This window comes from Bifidobacterium sp. ESL0775, assembly GCF_029395475.1.
Classification (GTDB): Bacteria; Actinomycetota; Actinomycetes; order Actinomycetales; family Bifidobacteriaceae; genus Bifidobacterium.
In genome coordinates this window covers 2,191,419-2,211,435 of record NZ_CP113917.1, presented here as the reverse complement: position 1 = coordinate 2,211,435, position 20,017 = coordinate 2,191,419, and the positions used below count along the sequence as shown (strand labels likewise).

Genomic DNA, 20,017 nt, shown 5'->3' with positions numbered 1-20,017 from the left:
GAATTTTCTAATTTGTATGTTGAATCCTTTGAATTTCAACGTTTCTTGGCCGAAAAATCCCTTTTTTCAAAAACTTGAGCCAAAAAGACTCAAGTTTTTTCGCAAATTCGGGAATATAATTTGACAATACAAAGTTGAGTGAAGTAGGCTCAGGTTTTGGAACATCAATCAGGTGCGAACCTGGATGCGGGCCGCGAACGAGAAACAAAGCCTCGGCGCAGCTTCCGGACCCGAGCGAACAGATGTGAAACGTAACGAATAAGGAGAAACGAATATGGGACGTGCAGTAGGTATTGATTTGGGTACCACAAACTCTTGCATCGCAACGCTCGAAGGCGGCGAACCCACGGTCATCGTGAACGCCGAGGGCGCTCGCACCACCCCGTCGGTGGTCGCGTTCAGCAAGTCCGGCGAGATTCTCGTCGGCGAGGTCGCCAAGCGTCAGGCCGTGACCAACGTCGACCGCACCATCAGCTCGGTCAAGCGCCACATGGGCACTGACTGGTCGGTGGACATCGACGGCAAGAAGTGGACTCCGCAGGAGATTTCCGCACAGATTCTTATGAAGTTGAAGAGGGACGCCGAGGCGTACCTGGGCGAGCCGGTGACCGACGCGGTCATCACCTGCCCTGCATACTTCAACGACGCACAGCGTCAGGCGACCAAGGACGCCGGCAAGATCGCAGGCCTCAACGTGCTGCGTATCATCAACGAGCCGACGGCTGCGGCACTGGCTTATGGCCTTGAAAAGGGCAAGGAAGACGAACGCATCCTGGTCTTCGACCTCGGCGGCGGCACCTTCGATGTGTCCCTGCTGGAGATCGGCAAGGACGACGACGGCTTCGCCACCATTCAGGTGCAGGCCACGAACGGCGACAACAAGCTCGGCGGCGACGATTGGGATCAGAAGATCATCGATTGGCTCGTCAGCGAGGTCAAGAACAAGTACGGCGTCGATCTGTCCAAGGACAAGATCGCTCTGCAGCGCTTGAAGGAAGCCGCGGAACAGGCCAAGAAGGAGCTCTCCAGCTCCACTGAGACCAACATCTCGATGCAGTATCTGGCCATGACTCCCGACGGAACGCCTGTCCACCTCGACGAGACGCTGACCCGCGCACACTTCGAGGAAATGACTTCCGACCTGCTCGGCCGTTGCCGCACGCCGTTCAACAACGTGCTGCACGACGCGAACATCTCGGTCTCCGAGATTGACCACGTGGTCCTCGTCGGCGGCTCGACCCGTATGCCTGCCGTCAAGGAGCTCGTCAAGGAACTCACCGGCGGCAAGGCCGCGAACCAGTCTGTCAACCCGGATGAGGTCGTGGCGATCGGCGCCGCGGTGCAGTCCGGCGTCATCAAGGGCGACCGCAAGGATGTCCTGCTGATCGACGTCACCCCGCTTTCCCTCGGCATCGAGACCAAGGGCGGCATCATGACCAAGCTCATCGACCGCAACACCGCGATTCCGACCAAGCGCAGCGAGGTCTTCTCGACCGCTGAGGACAACCAGCCCTCCGTGCTGATTCAGGTCTATCAGGGTGAGCGCGAGTTCGCCCGCGACAACAAGCCTTTGGGTACCTTCGAGCTGACCGGCATCGCTCCGGCTCCTCGTGGCGTCCCGCAGATCGAGGTCACATTCGACATCGACGCGAACGGCATCGTGCACGTCTCCGCCAAGGACAAGGGCACCGGCAAGGAACAGTCCATGACCATCACCGGCGGATCCGCCCTGCCAAAGGACGAGATCGACCGCATGGTCAAGGAAGCCGAAGCCCACGAGGCCGACGACAAGAAGCGCAAGGAAGACGCCGAGACCCGCAACACCGCTGAATCCTTCGCCTATCAGATGGAGAAGATGGTCAACGACAACAAGGACAAGCTCTCCGATGATGTCGTCAAGGAAGTCACGGCCGATGTCAACGACCTGAAGGAAGCCCTGAAGGGCGACGACATCGACAAGATCAAGTCCGCCCAGGAGAAGCTGACCACTTCCTCGCAGAAGATCGGTCAGGCGCTCTATGCGCAGCAGGGTGCCGAAGGTGCCGCTGGCGCCGCGGGTGCCGGTGCTGCCGGCGCGGCAGGCTCCAGCTCGTCCTCGTCCGATGACGACGACGTGGTTGACGCCGAGGTCGTTGACGACGACGATGACAAGAAGGACAACAAGTAATCATGTCCGGGTTCGATAAGGACGACTATCTGAAGGATCTGCCGGATCCCGACGACGCATGGCTCAACTCGATGGCTGGGTTCAATGCGCCGGGTGCGGGATTCGGCGGGTCCCAGGATGGAGCCGGTTCCGCAGAACCCGAGCAGACTAGCGCCGGCGCAACCGGCGAAAAGGCGGGTGAAACAATGAGCTCCGAACAGTCGAATGACAAGGCCGACGACGAAGCGAAGCAGAACCCACAGGGTGCCGCCGCTTCAGCTGCCAACAATAACGACAAAACGAACGTGAACGCAGACAACGGTTCCGCACAAGCGGGTGCCAACGACAGCCAGGCTGGCGATAGTCAAGCCAATGCTGCCGGTGCCGCAGCCGCCGCTAATGCTAGCGGTGACAAGGCAACGGGCGACGCAAGCAAGGCGGATGCTGCCGGTGCTGCCGATGGCAAGGACGGCGAGAACACGCTGACACCGCTCGGGCAGGCGAAAAAAGAAGCCGCGGACTATCTCGATGCGCTCCAACGCGAGCGTGCCGAGTTCGTCAACTTCCGCAACCGCTCCAAGAAAGAGCAGGAGACGTTCCGCCAGCACGGCATCATCGATGTGCTGACCGCGTTGCTCCCGGCTCTTGACGACATCGATCGTATCCGTGAGCACAGTGATCTGGACGATTCGTTCGCCGCTGTGGCCAACAAGATCGACAAGGCGTTCGAGAAGTTCGGCGTGGAGAAGTTCGGCAAGAAGGGTGAAGTCTTCGACCCGACGAAGCACGAGGCGATACTTCACAAGCCGGATCCCAACGCGACCGAAGAAACTGTGGACACCGTCGTAGAGGCGGGCTATCGCATCGGCGACCGGGTAATCCGGGCCGCCCGTGTGGTGGTGGCTTCCCCCAAGGCCTAGCGGGTATCCGCAATGACGTAATACGTAAAGTGCGATTCCCCGCGTGGCCGGAGGGTCGCACTTATCGTTTGTAGAGTCGTTGCAGGAAATGTACCGGCTTAGGGCCCGAGAAGGAGGGCAGTGATATGGCTGAGAATGAATGGCTAGATAAAGATTTTTACAAGGTGCTCGGCGTCTCCAAGGACGCGACGAGCGCGGAGATCACCAAGGCTTACCGCAAACTCGCGCGTAAGTATCATCCGGATCTCAACAAGACCAAAGAGGCCGAGGAGAAGTTCAAGGACATCTCGGAAGCCTACGATGTGCTGAACAACGAGGAGCAGCGCCGCAAGTACGACGCGATCCGCCAGTTCGCGGGCGGTGGCGCAAGGTTCGCCGGCGGCTCCGGACAGGGCGGCTCCGGCTACGGCGCTTCCGACTTCTCCGACATCTTCGGTTCGATGTTCGGCGGAGGCGCGGGTGGCCCTGGCAACATCCACTTCTCGACCTCCGGCGGCGGTCCGACCAACTTGAACGACATCTTCTCGATGTTTGGCAACGCGGCTGGCCAGGGCGCCGGTGGCTACGCGGGTGCGGGCGCTGGCTCGCCTTACGGTTCCGGTTTCGGCGGCGGGTCGAGTACTTACCGCGAACCGCAGGAACCGGTGCGCGGCGAGGACCGTAACTCGAAGATCACGCTGACGTTCCGCCAGGCCGTGAAGGGCGCGACCGTCTCCCTGAAGGCGGGCGGACGCAAGTTCAAGACCCACATCCCGGCCGGCGTGAAGGACGGGCAGAAGATCCGACTTCCCGGCAAGGGCAAGCTCGGTTCCAATGGCGGGCGCGCAGGCGACATGTACCTGCAGATCCACGTCAAGAACGACACGAAGTTCAGCCTCGACGGCAACAACATCGTGATGCCGTTGCCGGTCACTATCGGCGAGGCGGTGGCGGGTGCCCGCGTGAAGGCGCTCGACTTCGACGGCAACGAGGTCACGTTCCGCGTGCCGGCCGGCACGTCGAGCGGCACCGAGGTCCGTGTCGGCGGCAAGGGTGTTCCTGGCCGTGATGGTGATTTGGTCGGACGCGTTGAGATTCGCGTGCCGAGCAGGCCCAGCATGGCGCAGAAGCACGATGCCAAGGAATTCGACAAGAACTCCAGCGAGTTCGTCGACGAGGTGGCCAAAGAGCGCGAGTGATTCGCGTGGTCTGATTGGTCTATCTGTAGTCGGGAAAGATTATGGATGGACCAATCAACCGGTTGTAGGTCAGCTAGGCAGTTTGTATGACATTGGTGGATAAAGAGATCAACGTCATACGTTATGAATGAAGTGACAGGCAATGACGAGCGGAGGTGAATGATGGCTCGGATTTCTCGTGAAGTGCAGGCGCTATATGGATTGTGCGCCGTCGCGTTGGTCGAGCAACGCGCCGATTTGGACGGTGCCGACGACGTCGGTTTCGATATCGACCTGCCGGTGTTCAGCGTCGGCCGTGCCGCGCAGCTGGCCAACATCCATCCTCAGACCCTTCGTCAATATGACCGTCAGGGGCTTATCGTCCCGCAGCGCACGGAAGGTGGTGCCCGCCGCTACTCCCTTCGTGACGTGCGCAAACTCGCCGAGGCCCAGCAGATGAGCCAGGAGGACGGCATCAATCTTGCCGGCATCTCGCGCATCCTCGACCTGCAGGAGGAGAACCGCCAGTTGCGGCGTGAGGTGAGGCGTCTCGAACGCCCGCGTGGCTCCAGTGTTTTCGCGGCCGATTCCGACGGAGACATCACCGAGATCCAGCGCTCGCGTCAGGCCCGTCGCTGGCGGCACGACGTTCAGGCCCATACCCGTGAGCTTCCTGGACGCCCGTACTACGCCAACGATGCCGCCAATCCGTACGCATCGAAAACGAAAGCGGACGGAGGCGACTCGTCCCAAGAAAACGCTCACAAGCCTCGTCACGCGGCGAAACCCAGTGGCGACAACCAATCCGACCCGTTCGTCGACCCCCGTTCGCTGGTCGTCTGGGGCCACTATTTCGACTGACGTACGTCGGGTTCAGCCTGCATCGGTGCGCGAATTGAGAAGAATCTCGGCGACTTCATCCGTGGTGATGAGGCATGTCGCCAATCCGGATTTGCACACGGCCTGAATCGCCTTGGCTTTTTCTTTGCCTCCGGCCACGAATACGACGGTCGGAGTATTCCTGAGTTCATCGAGATTGATGGAAATTCGTCGTTCGTTGATGGGCGAGTGAACGTAATTTCCGTCTTTGTCAAAAAACATTCCGCCGCATTCCGCCACGGCGCCTATCTTATCGAGGTTTTGCGCCTCCTCAATCGGCACCAACGAAGTCAGCCGCGAGAGTCGTGGGTTCCAAGAGCCCACGGAAAGAAAAGCCATGTCCAGCTTGGAATAATAGGAAAGGGTTTCCGCTGCGGCCGGCTCCATCCTGGCCACCATCGCCGATGTCGTGGTCGCGGAAAAGAGGGGCGAGAACAGGGCTTTTGCGGTTGAATCGGACCCGCTGCTTATCTGGCTGAGAAGGGTGATGGGGGAAATGGTCGGGTCGTTGCCGACCACGCCGGTCAGTTGCACGTATGTCGCGCTGGGAAGTCCGGAAACGTGGTGGGCAATGGGCAGAAGCGTCCTGCCGGATGAAAACCCTACGATGGATCCGTGTCTGATATGGCTCATCAAATATTTTCCGCCGGCTTCGCCGAGCAGATCCCGCTCGACCGAAATGTCGCGTGAGCTGGGCACGATGATGACTTCCGCGACGCCGAGGAATTTCTGCAGCTTTTGTGTCAGGGCGGGGGAGACTGGCGCGGAGTCGTGTATTTCGATGGTGACGACGCCTTTTTCCCTGGCTTCCGTGAGCATTCGAGCGACTTTGAAACGGGAAATGTTCAACGAGGTGGCGATTTCCGACTTGCTTTCGTTCAGAATATAAAAACGTCTGGCTATTTCACCCAATTGTCTGTTATCGTCTTGTTTTTTCATATTCCACCCTTGTTTTATGCAGTGCATTAATCATAACGCTCATTTGATAATTTTCTTTATAATACACTGTACTTTTCCGCATAATACAAGGGAAATTATATAAATTTTGCTCAAGTGAGCGTAAAAAACGACTTGTATTCTCAATTGCGTGCATTTAAAATGGCCATTGCCTAGACACCATAGATATTGGCGAATGAACGAAGGAGTTTACATGAAGTCAAAATTTAAGATGCCACAAGAGCTCGGCGTGCTGATAGTGGTGTTGCTCGTCGCAGTTCTTATGGGAATCCTCTCGCCGGAGTTCCGCACGGCAAGCAACCTTCAGGTGCTGCTGCTCAACGGCTCGGTGGTTACTTTCTTGGCCCTCGGGCAAGCTTGCGTGCTGCTGACCGGCGGTATCGATCTTTCCGTGGGTTCGAATATCGCATTGACGGGCATGATTGCCGCGTTGGCGATGCGCTCTGGTATATCGTGGTGGCTGGCCGCGCTTCTTGCGGTCTTCACCGGTATTCTGGTGGGCTTGTTCAACGGTGCGGTCATTCACTATGGCCACATGCCGCCGTTCATTGTCACCTTCGCAACGTTCGGTATTTCCGCGTCAATTCCTAAGATCCTGACCCAGGCCAAGTCTGTCACCGTTTCGGATCCGATGTTCGCGTTCTTTGGACGCGGTGCCATTTTCGGCATCCCCATGCCGATCATCATGGTGGTTATCGCCGCGGTCATCATCGGTGTGGTGCTTAGCAATACGGCCACCGGTGTTCACGTCTACGCCGTTGGCGGCAACGCGGACACTGCCCGCCTCGCCGGTATCAATATCGCGCGGACAACTATTTTCGTGTACGTCGTTTCGGGCATCTGCGCTGGCTTCGCTGGCGTGATCACGGCCTCCAGGCTCATGGTGGGCTACCCGACAGCAGGCTCCGGCAACGAACAGTTCTATTCCATCGCGTCGGCCGTCGTCGGCGGCGTCAGCCTGTTCGGTGGCGTCGGCACCATCCTCGGAGCGTTCATCGGTTCGCTCCTCATCGCCGAGGTCTCCAATGGTATGAACGTTATCGGCGTTGACAGCTATTGGCAGCCGTTGGTGATTGGCGTCATCATTCTGGTTGGCGTTCTGTTCGACACCAATAAGTCCCGTATCTCGTTTGGTAAGAAAAAGCACATTGATGCGACGGCTGATTTGGTGACAAAGGCCGCGGAAACTGATGGAGGTAAAGAGCCCAAAAAGTAAAGTTTCGTCCTATTAAAAAATTTAGTAGTTAAACATAGATGTTTAAGAAGAAAGTGAAAATTATGAAACGACAGAAAATGATGAAAGTCGCCGCCATCTGCCTGGCCCCTGTGCTCGGTCTTTCCCTGACGGCTTGCTCCGGCGTCAATAGTGGCGTTGCGGATGCAAAGAAGGACAGTGCCGCACTCCAGATCCCCGCATCCTGCAAATCCGGAACCCCGCTGATCTCCGTACTGCTGCCTAACCAGACCAATCCGTATTACGTCGCGATGAAGCATGGCTTTGAAGACGAGGCCAAGGCCCACGGCATGAAGGCGGAAGTGCTGATCGCCGAAGACGACGATGCGAAGCAGCTTTCCCAGGCTGAGGCCGCGGTGCAGAACAAGCCTTGCGCGGTCGCTCTCAACCCTGTGAAGTCCGAGCCCGCCGCCGCGACGGTTCGTACATTCAATGACGCGAAGATTCCTGTCTTCACCGTCAACATCATGGTTGACTCCAAGGCCATGAAGGCGCAGGGCGCGTTCGTGCAACAGTATCTCGGAGCTGATAACGAGGCTGGTGGCGCACAGAGCGCCGCGCAGATGATGAAGGACATGGGCAAGGACGCCAAACTCAATATCGGTTTGGTCACCGAGCCTGACGAAGCGGCCGCTATGGCTCGTGATGAAGGTTTCAAGGCCAAGATCGCCTCTGATAAGAATTCCAAGGTCGCGGCCCGCGTCGATGGAAACGTCAAGATTACCGATGCTCTCGATGTGACCACTGATATGCTTCAGGGCAACCCCAATTTGAACGCCATCTTCGCTTCCTCCGGTCCTAACCTCCAGGGCGCGTTGGAAGCGGTCAACGCTTCCGGCAAGGACGTCAAGGTGTACGGCTTCTGCGCTGCGGACATCGCGCTCAGCGGCAAGTACATGGGTTGCGTCGCCCAGGAACCTGAGGACTATGGCCGTCGTGTGGTCCGAGAGATCGTCAAGTACGTCAAGGGTCAAAAAGTCAAGCCGAATATTCTGCGTCCTCTTAAGGAATTTGTTTCCGGTCAGAAGCCTGGTCAGGGACAAGTAGGCTGAGACGATGACAGAGAATTCGATTGAAGCACGGAAGAACGATATGAACAGTAAGAAGTGCTATCAGGCGATTTCCATCGAAAAAGACTATGTCGGCGTGCCTGTGCTCAAAGGCGTTTCACTGACAATTCACCCTGGTGAGATTGTCGGTCTCGTCGGCCATAACGGCGCAGGCAAATCGACTTTATTGAGGGTTCTTTCGGGGGCCCATCGACAAAGCGGTGGAAGTCTGCGATTGGATGGTGAGGAAGTCTCATTCTCTGATCCTTCAGAAGCGATATCGCAAGGTATCTCGACTGTGTATCAGGAATTGTCGCTCATGCCGAATCTGACCGTCGCCCAGAACATGTGGCTTGGCCGTGAGGAACGTAACCACGGCCGCATGCTCGACAAAAAGGACATGATCGAGAAGGCCAAGAAAGTGATTGGCGATTTCGGTCTTGATGTCGATGTGGAAAAGCAGGTGGGCTCGTATTCGGTTGCGACCCGTCAGCTTTTGGAAATCGCCATCGCCTGCAGCAAGAACACCCGTTACTTGCTGCTGGATGAGCCGACGACTTCGCTCGAGGGCGATCAGGTAACCTCCCTTATGGATTATCTGAAGCAGCTGGCGACGACCAAGAACATTGGCATTCTCATCGTCAACCACAAACTCGACGAACTTTATCAGGTGGCGGATCGTATCGTCGCCTTGATGAACGGCGAGGTTGTCATTGACGCGCCTACCGCGACCGTTGATCGCAACGCCGTGGTCACCGCCATCGCCGGTGTCGATTACGCGAAGGCTTCCCAGGATCTGGACGTCGAAACCCAGCAGGAGAAGCATAGTGATGGGAAGACAACGCTTCGGGTGGAACATCTTAACGGAGGAATCCTGCAAGATATCAGTTTCACCGCGAAATCCGGCCAGATTCTCGGAATCTACGGCTTGGGTGGCGCTGGTAAAAGCGAGACGCTTCGCGCCATCGCGGGTATCGCGCCAGCCACGGGCGGGACAATCGAGGTCGACGGGAAACCGTTTACGCCCAAGGTGCCCAAAGACGCCATGCAGCGTGGAATCGCGTTCCTCACTGAGGAACGGAAAAAAGACGGTATCGTCCCGCTGATGTCCAGCTACCAGAACGTCGGGCTCCCGGAGCTTAAACGGTATTCCAAGTCGGGGTTCCTCAACAAGTCCACGATGCGTCAGGATACCGGAGACATCCTGAAGCAGCTTGGGCTGAAAGGAGCGCCGGAAAACCCGGTCCAATCCCTTTCCGGAGGCAATCAGCAGAAGGTTTTGCTGGCCCGCACGCTTGCGCAGCGGCCGCATATACTCCTGCTTGACGAGCCGAGCAAGGGTGTCGATATCGGAGCCAAAGAGGAAATTCATGTAATCCTCCGTTCTCTAGCCCAGAAAAATGATATGACCATCGTCATGGTTTCTTCCGAGGAGGAGGAGATCCTTGACATTTCCGATGAGGTTCTGGTCCTCGGCGAAGGCAAGGTCCTCGCCGGCCCGTTCCCCGCGGGAAAGACGTCACAATCACAGCTGAGGAAGCTCGCATGGAGTCAAAGCGAGGATAATGCATGATGATTGATGGTCGGCATTATGACCAATGGACGGCTGCGTAGGCCATGGAGTGGAAAGAAATGAGTGATCGCATAACGTCGCTGGTATCCGACGCTCCGTTGAATCTATCCGGCAGCATTCTTGCTGCGCCGGAAAGCCAACGTTTGACCTACGCAACGGTTCTATACCAATGTGGGGCATGGATACACGTCGACATCGTCGACGAAAGCTACCCGATAGGGAAAGCGGTGTCCCCGCAAATATTGGACCACCTGAACAATGAACACGACAAGGTTGAGATCCACCTCATGGTTCGCAATCCGCTTGCCTGGGTGGAGAAGCTGATGAAATATCGGCCTCGCCGGATTGTTGTCCAAGTGGAGGATTTGTCGCCTACATTGGATGCGTCGATTTCGGAATTTGAGAAGGCACAGGAATTGGCGCATGCGAATAATGTCGATCTGTGGATTGGTTTCGCTCCTCAGACTTTGCCGGCTGCTGCCTCCGAGCTAGTCGGCAAAGCTGATGGAGTCCTGCAAATGCTGAGTAATCCGGGCACTGCGGGGACCGTCGCTGATTTCGGGCTTTTGAAGAGAATCGCTCCCATCGAAAAGCCGAGGACGGTTGATGGCGGTGTGAAGCTTTCATCGCTGCAGGAAATTGCGCAGGTGGGAATCGGCGAAGCCATCATCGGAAGAGATTTATGGCGGTACGTCAACCAGTATATGGATTCGTGAGTATCAGTCCCTGCCTCATTTAATCCAGAAAGAAATGTTGTTATGAAATTACAGATTGCTCTTGATGAGATGAATATCGAACAGGGAGTCGATCTCATCTCGAAAGTGCATCAATACGTCGACATCGTTGAAATCGGCACTCCTTTTGTCATGGCTGAAGGGGTGCACCCGGTCGAAACCTTCAAGAAAAAATTCGACGATATCGATATACTCGCCGATACCAAAATCATGGATGCGGGTGAGTACGAGGCGGAACTGGCGTTTCGTGCGGGAGCCCGCTACGTGACCGTGCTTGGCGTTTCCGATCTGGGTACGATCAAGGGTTGCCTTCAGGCCGCGGAAAAATATGGCGGCGAAGTGGTCGTGGACATGATTTGCGTCCCCGATGCGGCTGTCCGCATCCCGCAATTGGAGCAGATAGGCGTGCGCAATATCGCGGTTCATACCGGCGTGGATTTGCAGGCCCAGGGCCGTACCCCGCTTGATGATCTGAAATTGATGAAGTCGATTTCCCGGTCTTCCAAAATAGCGGTGGCCGGAGGAATCAACCTGCATACCGTCGACGATTATATTGACGCTGGAGCGGATGTCATCATCGTCGGAGGTGGCATAGCCCACGCGCAGGATCCGGCGGTGGAAGCCGAATTGCTCGCCAACCGGATTCACCAGAATCGGCCGAAAGCAGTCTAGCCATGAACAAAGAACTTGAACTCATTGTCGGAGAAATCAATAGGTACTACGTCCAGATAGACGACGAAAGCCTGAAGGCTTTGGCGCGCGCGATTGTAGCCGCCAAGCGGGTATTCGTCGCGGGATCGGGGCGTTCGGGGTTTGCGGCCCAGGCGTTTTCAAATCGCTTGATGCACCTTGGGAAAATCGCGTATTTTGTCGGGGAGCCAACTACCCCCTCTATACAAAAAAATGATTTGCTGATAATCTGTTCAGGCTCCGGCACGACAACGGTTTCGTTGGCGATGGCGCAGAAATGCAAGCAGCTTGGAGTTGAGGTGGCGACTCTTACGATGGCGCCGCAAGCGCCCATCGGCGAATTGTCCGATATCGTCGTGAAGATCCCCGGAAGCGCCAAGCGCCCGGATTCTCGTGATGGAACAGTAGATTCGCGGCAGCCCATGGGCACGCTTTTTGAGCAGCTTTGCTGGCTTACTTTTGACGCCCTGGTCCTCATCCTTATGTCCCAGCTTGGGGAGACGACAGAAACGATGTTTGCCAGGCATGCGAATCTGGAATAATTGAGTTGGCGGTTTTGCTGGAAGGCGGAAGCGAAAATCGCCGCAACGATGGCGTAGTCAGAAACTGATGGCGTAGTCAGGAATCGAGGAAGCATGGTAGGAAATTCAACCGACAGCCAAGGCAGGAAACTGGTCGCCGGAGTCGATACTTCGACGCAATCGACAAAAGTGCGCGTGACTGACGCCGCCACCGGTGAACTTGTCCGATTTGGCAAGGCGAAACACCCTGTTGGCACCAGCGTCGACCCGGAATACTGGTGGCAGGCGTTTTTGAAGGCTTGCAAGGAAGCCGGCGGGCTTGATGACGTCTCGGCGATTTCCGTTGGCGGCCAGCAACATGGCCTTGTGCTACTTGACCGGAACGGACGGGTTATCCGTGACGCCATTCTATGGGATGACACACGTTGCACGCCGCAATCGGATGAGATGATCCGGCTTTTTGGCGCCGTCGACGACTTGAATCATCTTCCGAAAGGTCCTTGGCGCACTCCGATGGGCGCGAGCGAGGATTCCGGGAATCCTGAGGATTCCGAAATCATGAAACGGGGCAAGCAGCGCTGGGTCCATGCCATTGGGTCGGCGCCCGTTACTTGTTTCACCATCCCGAAGCTTGCCTGGGTGGCCGAGCACGAGCCGGAGAACGCCAAACGCATCGCGGCCATCTGCTTGCCGCACGATTGGCTCAGCTGGAGAATCGCGGGATTTGGCCCCGTGGATGACGGCGAGGACGCGCATCTCGACGCTCTGTGCACCGATCGTTCCGAGGCTTCCGGCACGGGATATTTCGATGCCGCGAATAATGAATATTTGTATGACTTTATCGATATGGCGCTGGGAAGGCATGACGTCATCCTGCCCAAGGTGCTGGGGCCCAGGGAGGCCTCACCGTTCAAGGCATCGGCAGAGGTGGCTGGCTCCGCCATCGACGGTGGTTGCCTCATCGGCCCGGGAGGCGGGGACAACGAGATCGCCGCATTCGGCCTGAACATGGTGGCGGGTGACGCGAGCATTTCGCTGGGAACTTCCGCCGTCGCCGAGGCGATAGCTCCGGAACCTGTGTATGATCCCACTGGAATGCTTGCCGGATACGCTGAGTGCACCGGGCATTATCTGCCCGAAGCCGGGACGCTGAACGGCTCTCGCGTCCTTGACGCTGGCTGCAAGCTGTTGTCGGTTGGCTATGAGGAATTGTCGTCGTTGGCGCTCTCCAGCGTGCCGGGGGCGGAAGGTTTGACGCTTTTGCCCTATTTCGATGGCGAGTACATTCCGATTCGGCCCAATGCCAACGCCGCTTTGTCGGGTATGACCCTTTCCAACACGACGCCTGAAAACGTGGCGAGGGCGTTCGTCGAGGCATTGCTCTGTTCGGTTCGCGATTGTTTGGAGCTCATCAAGCAGTTCGATGGCGGGATCACCAGAATCCTTCTGATTGGTGGAGGGGCTAAATCGAAGGCGGTGCGGATTTTGGCGCCGGCGATTTTGGAGATGCCTGTCAGTATTCCGGTCGAAGACGAGTATGTTGCCATCGGGGCCGCGCGCCAGGCCGCTTGGGTGTTGAGCGGCGAAGAGGAACCGCCGCAATGGAAGCTCAAGATCGAGGCCGTCCAAACGGGGACTCCGACCCCGGAAGTCTACGAGAACTATGCGAAAGTCAGGGGCGATATGTAGTGGCGCTCGCTGGCTGCAATCGCGTTTGTCAGAGCTTTCTGTCTTATCGGTTGGAGATCGGTAGGTGAATCTTGCCATTCGTCCATTTGGCGCGGCCAGGACGAATATGGTAGAGAGTTCGCTCGTTCAAGGCCGGCAGATTCTTCAGTGACCGCTTCCGGCGTATTCGAAGGTGAATGCTGGAAGCGGTTCGTTACGTTGCGGGCAGCGGTCATTTGCTCGCATAATTTTCGCTGATGCTAGAAAAATATGCAAGTTCGGTTCTTTATAACAAATTGTATTACATCTCGGGTTACGTGGTTGTATATTGGTCAAAGTCATTAAGCGGGTGCTTATGGCATGATAGAGATGTAGGGAATATGAAACAATGCCGGCGTAATGTGTCATAGCGATTATACGAATAGCTGGCATGAAGAATATGGCGAGGTGGGATTCTTTTTGGTTTTGCAGCGGCAGGATAGTGGAATGAATGAAGGCCGGACGTTGAGGGCTGTGCTCTGGGACATGGACGGCACGTTGATTGATTCGGAGCCTTATTGGCACACGGTTGAGGTCAATCTCGCGCGCGAGCACGGCGGCTATTGGAGCGAGGATATCGGCTGGACTTGTTCCGGCAAGCCCGTGCCGAAAGTCGCGGAACTCATGATCGAGAAGGGCACGAAACTGCCGGCTCAGGAGGTGCAGCGCCGTTTGATCGAAGGCGTCGCGCGCATGGAGGCCGAGCACATGCCATGGATCGCCGGCGTCGAGGACGTCTTGCGTTCGTTGGTTTCCGCTGGTATTCCGTCGGTTCTGGTGACGGCGTCGCCGCGGCGCATGGCCGAGAACCTGGTGCGCCAGGCGCCCGAAGGCGCGTTCGTCGGTTACGTTTGTGGCGAGGATGACTTGCCCAAGAAGCCCAACCCCGCGCCGTACATCGCGGCCGCGGAAGTCGTCGGCGTCGAGCTGCCGCACGACATCGCCGTGGCCAACGGCATGGCGGATTCGCCGTTCGGTCAGTTAAATCGCCAAGATGACGGTGATCAAGCAGATAAAAATGTTTCCCCCGATGACGAGGATATCGCTTCGGCGCATGCCCGTTTCTATCATGAGATGGCCAGGTGCGTCGCTCTTGAAGACTCCATGACCGGCATCCAGTCCGCGGTCGGCTCCGGCGCGACGACCATCGCCCAGACCGGTTTCATCAAAACCGACACCTCCGCCGGCCCCCAGTTCGCCTCGATCAACAACTACGATGGCCTGACCGCCGAGGTCTTGGAGCGCTACGCCGAACAGCGCTTGTCCACAATGAAGTCGTGAGCCAGCGCAAGTTCGGGGAATAGAAAAGGTTTCCGGCAAACGCTGGAAACCTTGCTTGTGGAGCTGAGGTAATCGCATAATCTATTGATATTTCAACGATTACTGGCCTTACTGGGTTTTTGTGTACCTGTGTGTGTACCTAGAATGTATTTTCCGGCTCTTTTGATGGTTTATCGGCAATATGTTGAAGTCGTTCAAATACAGGTTGAATCAACGCGGATTCATCGGGATGTGATTCAAGGAATGTCTGAATCTCTTCAAGGTTGTCCTTGAAGATTTGTTTTTGGCCAGAATTTATGGTGTCGGTACTCGTGGAGTTAGCGAATGTGTTCAGTAACTTTTCAATGAGTTGGTCGTCCACTTCGGCTGTGTTGGCTTCAATGGTTTCGAGTATGTCGCCGTCGCGATTCGCAATGCTTGCCATGTCAACGTTACCGGTTTTCAAAAGCAGACGTAAGGTTTGGGGAATCTGCTGCATGGCTTCGTCGTGGTACTCGGGATTGGTCCAACGCCCACTTCCGTTGGTTTCAACCTGCCGTATATAACGTGTGATGATACTGGTGAGGGAGAGCATCGGAGGAACCGCAAGGGCGATGAGCCGAGTCTGGAATCCTGCCTGATGAAAGTCACGCAGTGTCTTGACGTTGGAATCCGGATGGTTGAAAGTCGTCTCGATAATGGTGCTTACGCGCCGGTGTCTGAGATAATCAAGGGACATGCCAACCCAAGCGCCTGAAGCCTGACTCGTGACCGAGGGCATCAGCAAAGGATTGGTATCCATTAGCTGGTCGTAATCGGGATGATGGGTCCTTAGATCATCGCCGTTTATCTCTATCGCGTTGTTCTGAGAGGCTATGTTCGCGATGGCTTTGGTTTTTCCGGCTCCGGGCTGGGCTCCGACCATAAACAAAACAGGTTGTTCGGTTCTGGTTTTGCCTGCAATTTCAGCATCAAGAATGGGCGCTATTTCTGTATTGAAAATAGCTTGTAAGATTGCGCCAGAGAGAATCCTGGCCATCAGGCATATACCGCTTGTCGGTCAGATTTATCATCGTGCTTTCCAGTAAGGCGCATCGCCAGTTCCTCAACCTGCAACAACACAGATTGATCGTCGCACCACTGTCGTAATTGACTGGTCGCGTCGAGTACGGACTGTTTGTCGTTCGCGTCGATGCTGGAGACCCAGCGGCGTACCCCGCTGATGTTTTTGAGTAAGGCTTCGCGCTGAGTCGCATCAGAAGATTGCTTGAGTCTGCGTGAGTACTTTCCGACGAGTCGGTTTGCGGTTTCACGCATGGCGTCGTAAATCATGGGATCGTATGTTTCGGTGCTCATTCCGCCTCCATCAGTTACCCGTTGCCTAATCGTTATAATCTAAGCTATCACTCTTGTGTTCCAATTGAGCGCAAGGAAAATAAAAGTGACACATCTTCATTAATGTTTGAATCACCCTAGAACGTGGAAAATTTCCAAACCCACGAAGTGGAGCTGATGGTAATCGATTCCCATCGTTGTGAATCGTTGATATACCCGTGATTCTGCCGGTTTCCATGCTTTTCGTCCTTGAAACTACACCTTTTCTACACCCTTTTCGGATGCGACCACGGGGTTGATGTCGGTCTCGGTGCCTCGGGACGCACGCTTTACCATCCCCTCATTGCTAAAACCTCTCCGCCGTGATGTTCCGCCGGTAGCCGGGCGCTGGGTCGCCCGGCGTAATAAAAATGTGAGCTGCATCACATTACGGGTCTATAGGCCCGGAACCGGGCCCGGGACTTGTTAGATGACGGGTGATTGCGATGAAAGGCATCGCATCGATGGAAGGAATGACATCATGGCTACCACGTTGAAGATTGAAACCGTTGTCGAACTCGGCATCACGGACACCTTGGACCCCGGAAAGATGGAGCCCGCGAAGGTTTACGGCTCGGACGAAACCAAGCTCGTGGACGGGAAGCCCGTGTTCCCCGTCCGTGGCGTGTTCGCCGCTGATGAAAAGGGATACGCCGTGAACGTGTACGTGAAGCTCCGCAACAAGCCGACGGCGCCCATCATCGCGACGCCGTTCGCCCCGAAGCGCATCGAACTCGTCAACCCCGTGGCTACGGTGTTCGTCGCGAACAACCACCGCATCGCCTATAGCGTGGTCGCGGATTCGGTTCATGCCGTGGATGACGGCGAGAAGGCGGCGAAGTGATGACGTGGCCGGATTACAAACATCCGCACCGCGTGTGGCCTGACCCTACCGGCCACGGCCACACGGCCATCAACGGGTGGTATGTCGAAGGAGTTGACCATGTACCAACATGGGTGCGCGTGCTGGAGCCGTCATACGACACGGCGGAGCACATGTACGCCCATGCGGTCTCGCAAGGCAACCTCGCGTTGGAAATGTTGGACAAGATAGCCGTCTTGTATGACGACGAAGAAGGAGAAGGAGAGAACGATGACAAGGGAAAGGTTCGTGCCGACGAAAATCTACATCGACCGGAGAACCAAGGCCGCGCTGAAGGAACTCGCGGTGCTGAGGGACGAAACGATGTCCCATGTAGCGGAGGTGATAATGTGCGATTACGTGTTGACGTTCGTCCATCCGGCCGAGCTGGATTCGTCGGGCGCGTCGCGGCTGGACATGACCTCGGAGGCGATGGCGGCGCTCGACAAGATGGAGGACCATTGCGGTCCGAGGGCGACGGGCGGCTATCAACATCCCAAGCGCACCCCGGAACCCGCGACGCCGGAATCCGCGAAACCCCGGTCGCCGAAGCCCGGGAAACCGACGCGCGAACTCGTCATCTGACCGACCCCACCCCCGACACCGACGCCTCGGATATCGAAGATTACCGCGACATCGGGGCGAAACCCGGCAAGGAGCCGTGGTCGCCCGACGGCCTGATTGACCCGACGCACCGCGCCGAGTGGCACGAACGCCGGGGCGAGATGCGCGTCCCTCGCGACCGCCGGGATGACGAATCGTTGGAGGACTACTTGCATTACCGGATGGATTTCGACCATTTGGCGTGATGCCGACCGTACGGGTGTCGCGGTGCCCTATCGGTACCGGTGTCGGGGTGTAGTGCGTGCCGGTGCCCGCAAGTGCCGTGGTTCGGGTGCCCGACGGCGGGGAGGCGCCGCACCGACCCAAGGAGCCGACGCGTGAGCGGAGGCGACGAGGCGAGGCGCGTAAGCCGACCCGACCGGAGAGGCGCCGGTGCCATGGTGCGGAGGGTGCCGCCTCGTACGATGACCTCGGCGCCGGTACCGGGGCGCCGGAGGCGCCCGGGAGGTGGCTAGGCCGCGAAGCGGCCTTAATGTTATTAGCCACCTCCGTGCAATGTGCAACATGTCCCGAAAACGTTGGTATTCCGCCGTTTTCGAGGGGTCGATTTTGCACACCCCACCTCTGTGCAACCAATCCACCTCTGTGCAAATCGGGGATTCGCGGGGATTCGCGGGGATTCGTGTTTGCGCGGCTACCATGACCGCATGAACGATGGGAACGGGAAGACGAAAACGATGAAGATGAAGAAGAACGAGAAAAGCCGGTGGTGGTTGCTCACCGTTCCGCTCACCGATGGTGATGGGCATGAACGGACGGTCGCCGACCTTGAAGCGATGTTGGAGGACATGAAGTGGGCCGGGCAACGCGAGAAGGGGTCGAAGTCAACGGCGAAGAATCCGACCGGATACCCGCATTACCAAGTGTTCGTCCACACCGATTCACCCCTCGCATGGACGACGATGAAGAACCGTCTGAAGAAGCATGGCGGCAACGACGTGTTCTTCGAAGCGATACCCGCCACTCCGAAAGACAAAAGGCAAACGTGGCAATACGTGCACAAGCCGGAGACGCGCGTCGAATCCATCCCCGACACGCACGGGTTGACGGCGCTCGACGTCGCCGACCAATCCGGGAAACGCAACGACCTTCGCGACATCTCCGACGAAATCCGAGGCGGTCGGACGGTCGATGACATTCTTCTTGACCCCGAACTCGGGCCGAAACTCGCGCACGTCATGGTATGGGCGCGCGACCTGGAGGCCACCGTACGCCGCGAAAAACTTAAAGAACTCACGGAATCCGACCGCCCTCTAAAGGTGTATTACGTGTGGGGTCCGTCCGGCATCGGCAAATCGTGGTGGGTCCACCATATCGTCGCCGCCGATGACCTCTACGTGTTGCCGAGACCCGTATCCGGCCGTGTGAAATGGGACGGTTATACCGACCAATCCACCGTCGTGATAGACGAGTTTCGGGCGGGCATCAACCTCACCGACCTCAATCAATGGACCGACCCGTACCCGCTGTCCTTGCCCGCAAGGTACCACGACGCACGTGCGGCGTATACGCGCGTCATCATCATTTCGAACTGGCCGCCGGACGGCTTCTATTGCGGTGATGAAACCGAACACGAGACGTGGATGCGCCGTGTCCGTGCCCATACGATTCACGTCGAAACGCGTGAGGACCTCGCGGCCATCACGTTCGACGAACCGTCGCCCTCGGATTTCGAACTCACCTCGTGAGTCCACACATGTAGACGTTTCCGCCGACAAGGTGCCGGCGGTTAAGAGAAGGAGAATCATTATGGAGTGTCGTATGCGTGATGGAATGCCCGCCGAAACCCTCGGCAACCTTGCCGAGAATCTGGGGGTGCCGCTCGATGATGTGGTCGATGCTTGCGAATACGTGGCGTGGCACAATGACGACGGTCGCCCCGGTCCGCCCGAGACGTGGCGTATCTCGCTTGACCTCGTGGCTGACGTCATCGCGTGCTTGTTCGACGGCAAGGACGCCTTCACGTCCGCCGACGATACGGACGATGCGGGTTCGCGCCGGAACAACGAGACGCATGATGAATGGTTGGAACGGGTGCAACCGCCCGACACCGACCACTACATCATCGGCGATGACGAGGACGATGACACGTTGCGTCGGCATCCTCGGGATTGGTGGCGTGATAGGGGCTGGAAGTCATACGACGAATGGTCCGAAACGTGTCGCCGTGCGGAAGCCGAGGCGAACGCCGCCGCGAAGGAGAAGGCCGACGCGGAAGCCGCCGAGGAAGCGTACTACGCCGCTGAGGAAGCGTATTATGACCGCCAATACGCCCGCATGGGCGACGTGCCGGAAGGGTTCGTCCATATTACGAATCCGAAGGGATGACG

General features: G+C 57.1%; 19 protein-coding genes. 16 read left to right on the top strand and 3 right to left on the bottom strand.

What is annotated here, in order from left to right; genetic code table 11:
• Positions 1 to 274: 274 nt before the first annotated feature.
• The 4 genes from dnaK (at position 275) to OZX73_RS08635 (ending at position 5,084) form a co-directional block, all read left to right on the top strand.
• Positions 275 to 2,167 carry a molecular chaperone DnaK gene (gene dnaK / locus OZX73_RS08650; RefSeq protein ID WP_277149431.1) on the top strand — a complete coding sequence of 631 codons (1,893 nt, stop codon included), beginning with the start codon at positions 275 to 277 and terminating at the stop codon, positions 2,165 to 2,167.
• Between the two features lie 185 nt (positions 2,168 to 2,352).
• Positions 2,353 to 3,066, top strand: coding sequence for a nucleotide exchange factor GrpE (gene grpE / locus OZX73_RS08645; protein WP_277150976.1), 714 nt, complete (start codon positions 2,353 to 2,355; stop codon positions 3,064 to 3,066).
• A 125-nt stretch (positions 3,067 to 3,191) separates the two neighbouring features.
• Positions 3,192 to 4,244 carry a DnaJ C-terminal domain-containing protein gene (locus OZX73_RS08640; RefSeq protein ID WP_277149430.1) on the top strand — a complete coding sequence of 351 codons (1,053 nt, stop codon included), beginning with the start codon at positions 3,192 to 3,194 and terminating at the stop codon, positions 4,242 to 4,244.
• A 162-nt stretch (positions 4,245 to 4,406) separates the two neighbouring features.
• Positions 4,407 to 5,084, top strand: coding sequence for a helix-turn-helix transcriptional regulator (locus OZX73_RS08635; protein ID WP_277150975.1), 678 nt, complete (start codon positions 4,407 to 4,409; stop codon positions 5,082 to 5,084).
• A gap of 12 nt (positions 5,085 to 5,096) precedes the next feature.
• On the opposite strand, the gene OZX73_RS08630 is transcribed toward OZX73_RS08635, so the two are convergent.
• Entirely contained in the window at positions 5,097 to 6,068 is a 972-nt protein-coding gene (locus OZX73_RS08630; RefSeq protein ID WP_277149429.1) for a sugar-binding domain-containing protein, read from the bottom strand.
• A gap of 184 nt (positions 6,069 to 6,252) precedes the next feature.
• Between OZX73_RS08630 and OZX73_RS08625 the strand changes: the two genes are divergently transcribed.
• From OZX73_RS08625 to OZX73_RS08590, 8 genes are all read left to right on the top strand, one after another.
• The gene (locus OZX73_RS08625) at positions 6,253 to 7,275 is read left to right on the top strand and encodes an ABC transporter permease (protein ID WP_277149428.1); all 1,023 of its coding nucleotides are present in this window, start codon (positions 6,253 to 6,255) and stop codon (positions 7,273 to 7,275) included.
• A 62-nt stretch (positions 7,276 to 7,337) separates the two neighbouring features.
• Positions 7,338 to 8,345: a substrate-binding domain-containing protein gene (locus OZX73_RS08620; RefSeq protein ID WP_277149427.1), complete on the top strand. Its 1,008-nt coding sequence runs from the start codon at positions 7,338 to 7,340 to the stop codon at positions 8,343 to 8,345.
• 40 nt (positions 8,346 to 8,385) lie between these two features.
• On the top strand, positions 8,386 to 9,915 hold the full coding sequence (locus tag OZX73_RS08615) for a sugar ABC transporter ATP-binding protein (protein ID WP_277149426.1): 1,530 nt from the start codon (positions 8,386 to 8,388) through the stop codon (positions 9,913 to 9,915).
• A gap of 59 nt (positions 9,916 to 9,974) precedes the next feature.
• On the top strand, positions 9,975 to 10,631 hold the full coding sequence (locus OZX73_RS08610) for a hypothetical protein (protein ID WP_277149425.1): 657 nt from the start codon (positions 9,975 to 9,977) through the stop codon (positions 10,629 to 10,631).
• 42 nt (positions 10,632 to 10,673) lie between these two features.
• Positions 10,674 to 11,321, top strand: a complete 648-nt coding sequence (gene hxlA / locus OZX73_RS08605) for a 3-hexulose-6-phosphate synthase (protein WP_277149423.1) — start codon at positions 10,674 to 10,676, stop codon at positions 11,319 to 11,321.
• Positions 11,322 to 11,323: 2 nt separating this feature from the next.
• Positions 11,324 to 11,881 carry a 6-phospho-3-hexuloisomerase gene (gene hxlB, locus OZX73_RS08600; RefSeq protein WP_277149421.1) on the top strand — a complete coding sequence of 186 codons (558 nt, stop codon included), beginning with the start codon at positions 11,324 to 11,326 and terminating at the stop codon, positions 11,879 to 11,881.
• 93 nt (positions 11,882 to 11,974) lie between these two features.
• Complete coding sequence (locus OZX73_RS08595) at positions 11,975 to 13,549, top strand: FGGY family carbohydrate kinase (protein ID WP_277149419.1); 1,575 nt, start codon at positions 11,975 to 11,977, stop codon at positions 13,547 to 13,549.
• Between the two features lie 465 nt (positions 13,550 to 14,014).
• The gene (locus OZX73_RS08590) at positions 14,015 to 14,848 is read left to right on the top strand and encodes an HAD family phosphatase (protein WP_277149417.1); all 834 of its coding nucleotides are present in this window, start codon (positions 14,015 to 14,017) and stop codon (positions 14,846 to 14,848) included.
• A 139-nt stretch (positions 14,849 to 14,987) separates the two neighbouring features.
• Here OZX73_RS08590 and OZX73_RS08585 read toward each other — a convergent pair whose 3' ends face one another.
• Positions 14,988 to 15,866: a zeta toxin family protein gene (locus OZX73_RS08585; protein ID WP_277149415.1), complete on the bottom strand. Its 879-nt coding sequence runs from the start codon at positions 15,864 to 15,866 to the stop codon at positions 14,988 to 14,990.
• The gene (locus OZX73_RS08580) at positions 15,866 to 16,183 is read right to left on the bottom strand and encodes a hypothetical protein (protein ID WP_277149413.1); all 318 of its coding nucleotides are present in this window, start codon (positions 16,181 to 16,183) and stop codon (positions 15,866 to 15,868) included. The genes OZX73_RS08585 and OZX73_RS08580 overlap by 1 nt, the downstream gene beginning before the upstream one ends.
• Positions 16,184 to 16,682: 499 nt before the next feature.
• On the opposite strand from OZX73_RS08580, the gene OZX73_RS08575 reads away from it, so the two are divergent.
• From OZX73_RS08575 to OZX73_RS08560, 4 genes are all read left to right on the top strand, one after another.
• A complete protein-coding gene (locus tag OZX73_RS08575; RefSeq protein ID WP_277149411.1) occupies positions 16,683 to 17,045 on the top strand; it encodes a hypothetical protein in 363 nt (120 codons plus the stop codon).
• Positions 17,045 to 17,872 (top strand): hypothetical protein, encoded by an 828-nt coding sequence (locus OZX73_RS08570; protein ID WP_277149409.1) that lies wholly within the window; start codon positions 17,045 to 17,047, stop codon positions 17,870 to 17,872. The genes OZX73_RS08575 and OZX73_RS08570 overlap by 1 nt, the downstream gene beginning before the upstream one ends.
• Positions 17,873 to 18,334: 462 nt before the next feature.
• Positions 18,335 to 19,375, top strand: a complete 1,041-nt coding sequence (locus OZX73_RS08565) for a hypothetical protein (protein ID WP_277149407.1) — start codon at positions 18,335 to 18,337, stop codon at positions 19,373 to 19,375.
• Between the two features lie 73 nt (positions 19,376 to 19,448).
• Positions 19,449 to 20,015, top strand: a complete 567-nt coding sequence (locus tag OZX73_RS08560) for a hypothetical protein (RefSeq protein WP_277149405.1) — start codon at positions 19,449 to 19,451, stop codon at positions 20,013 to 20,015.
• Positions 20,016 to 20,017: the final 2 nt, after the last annotated feature.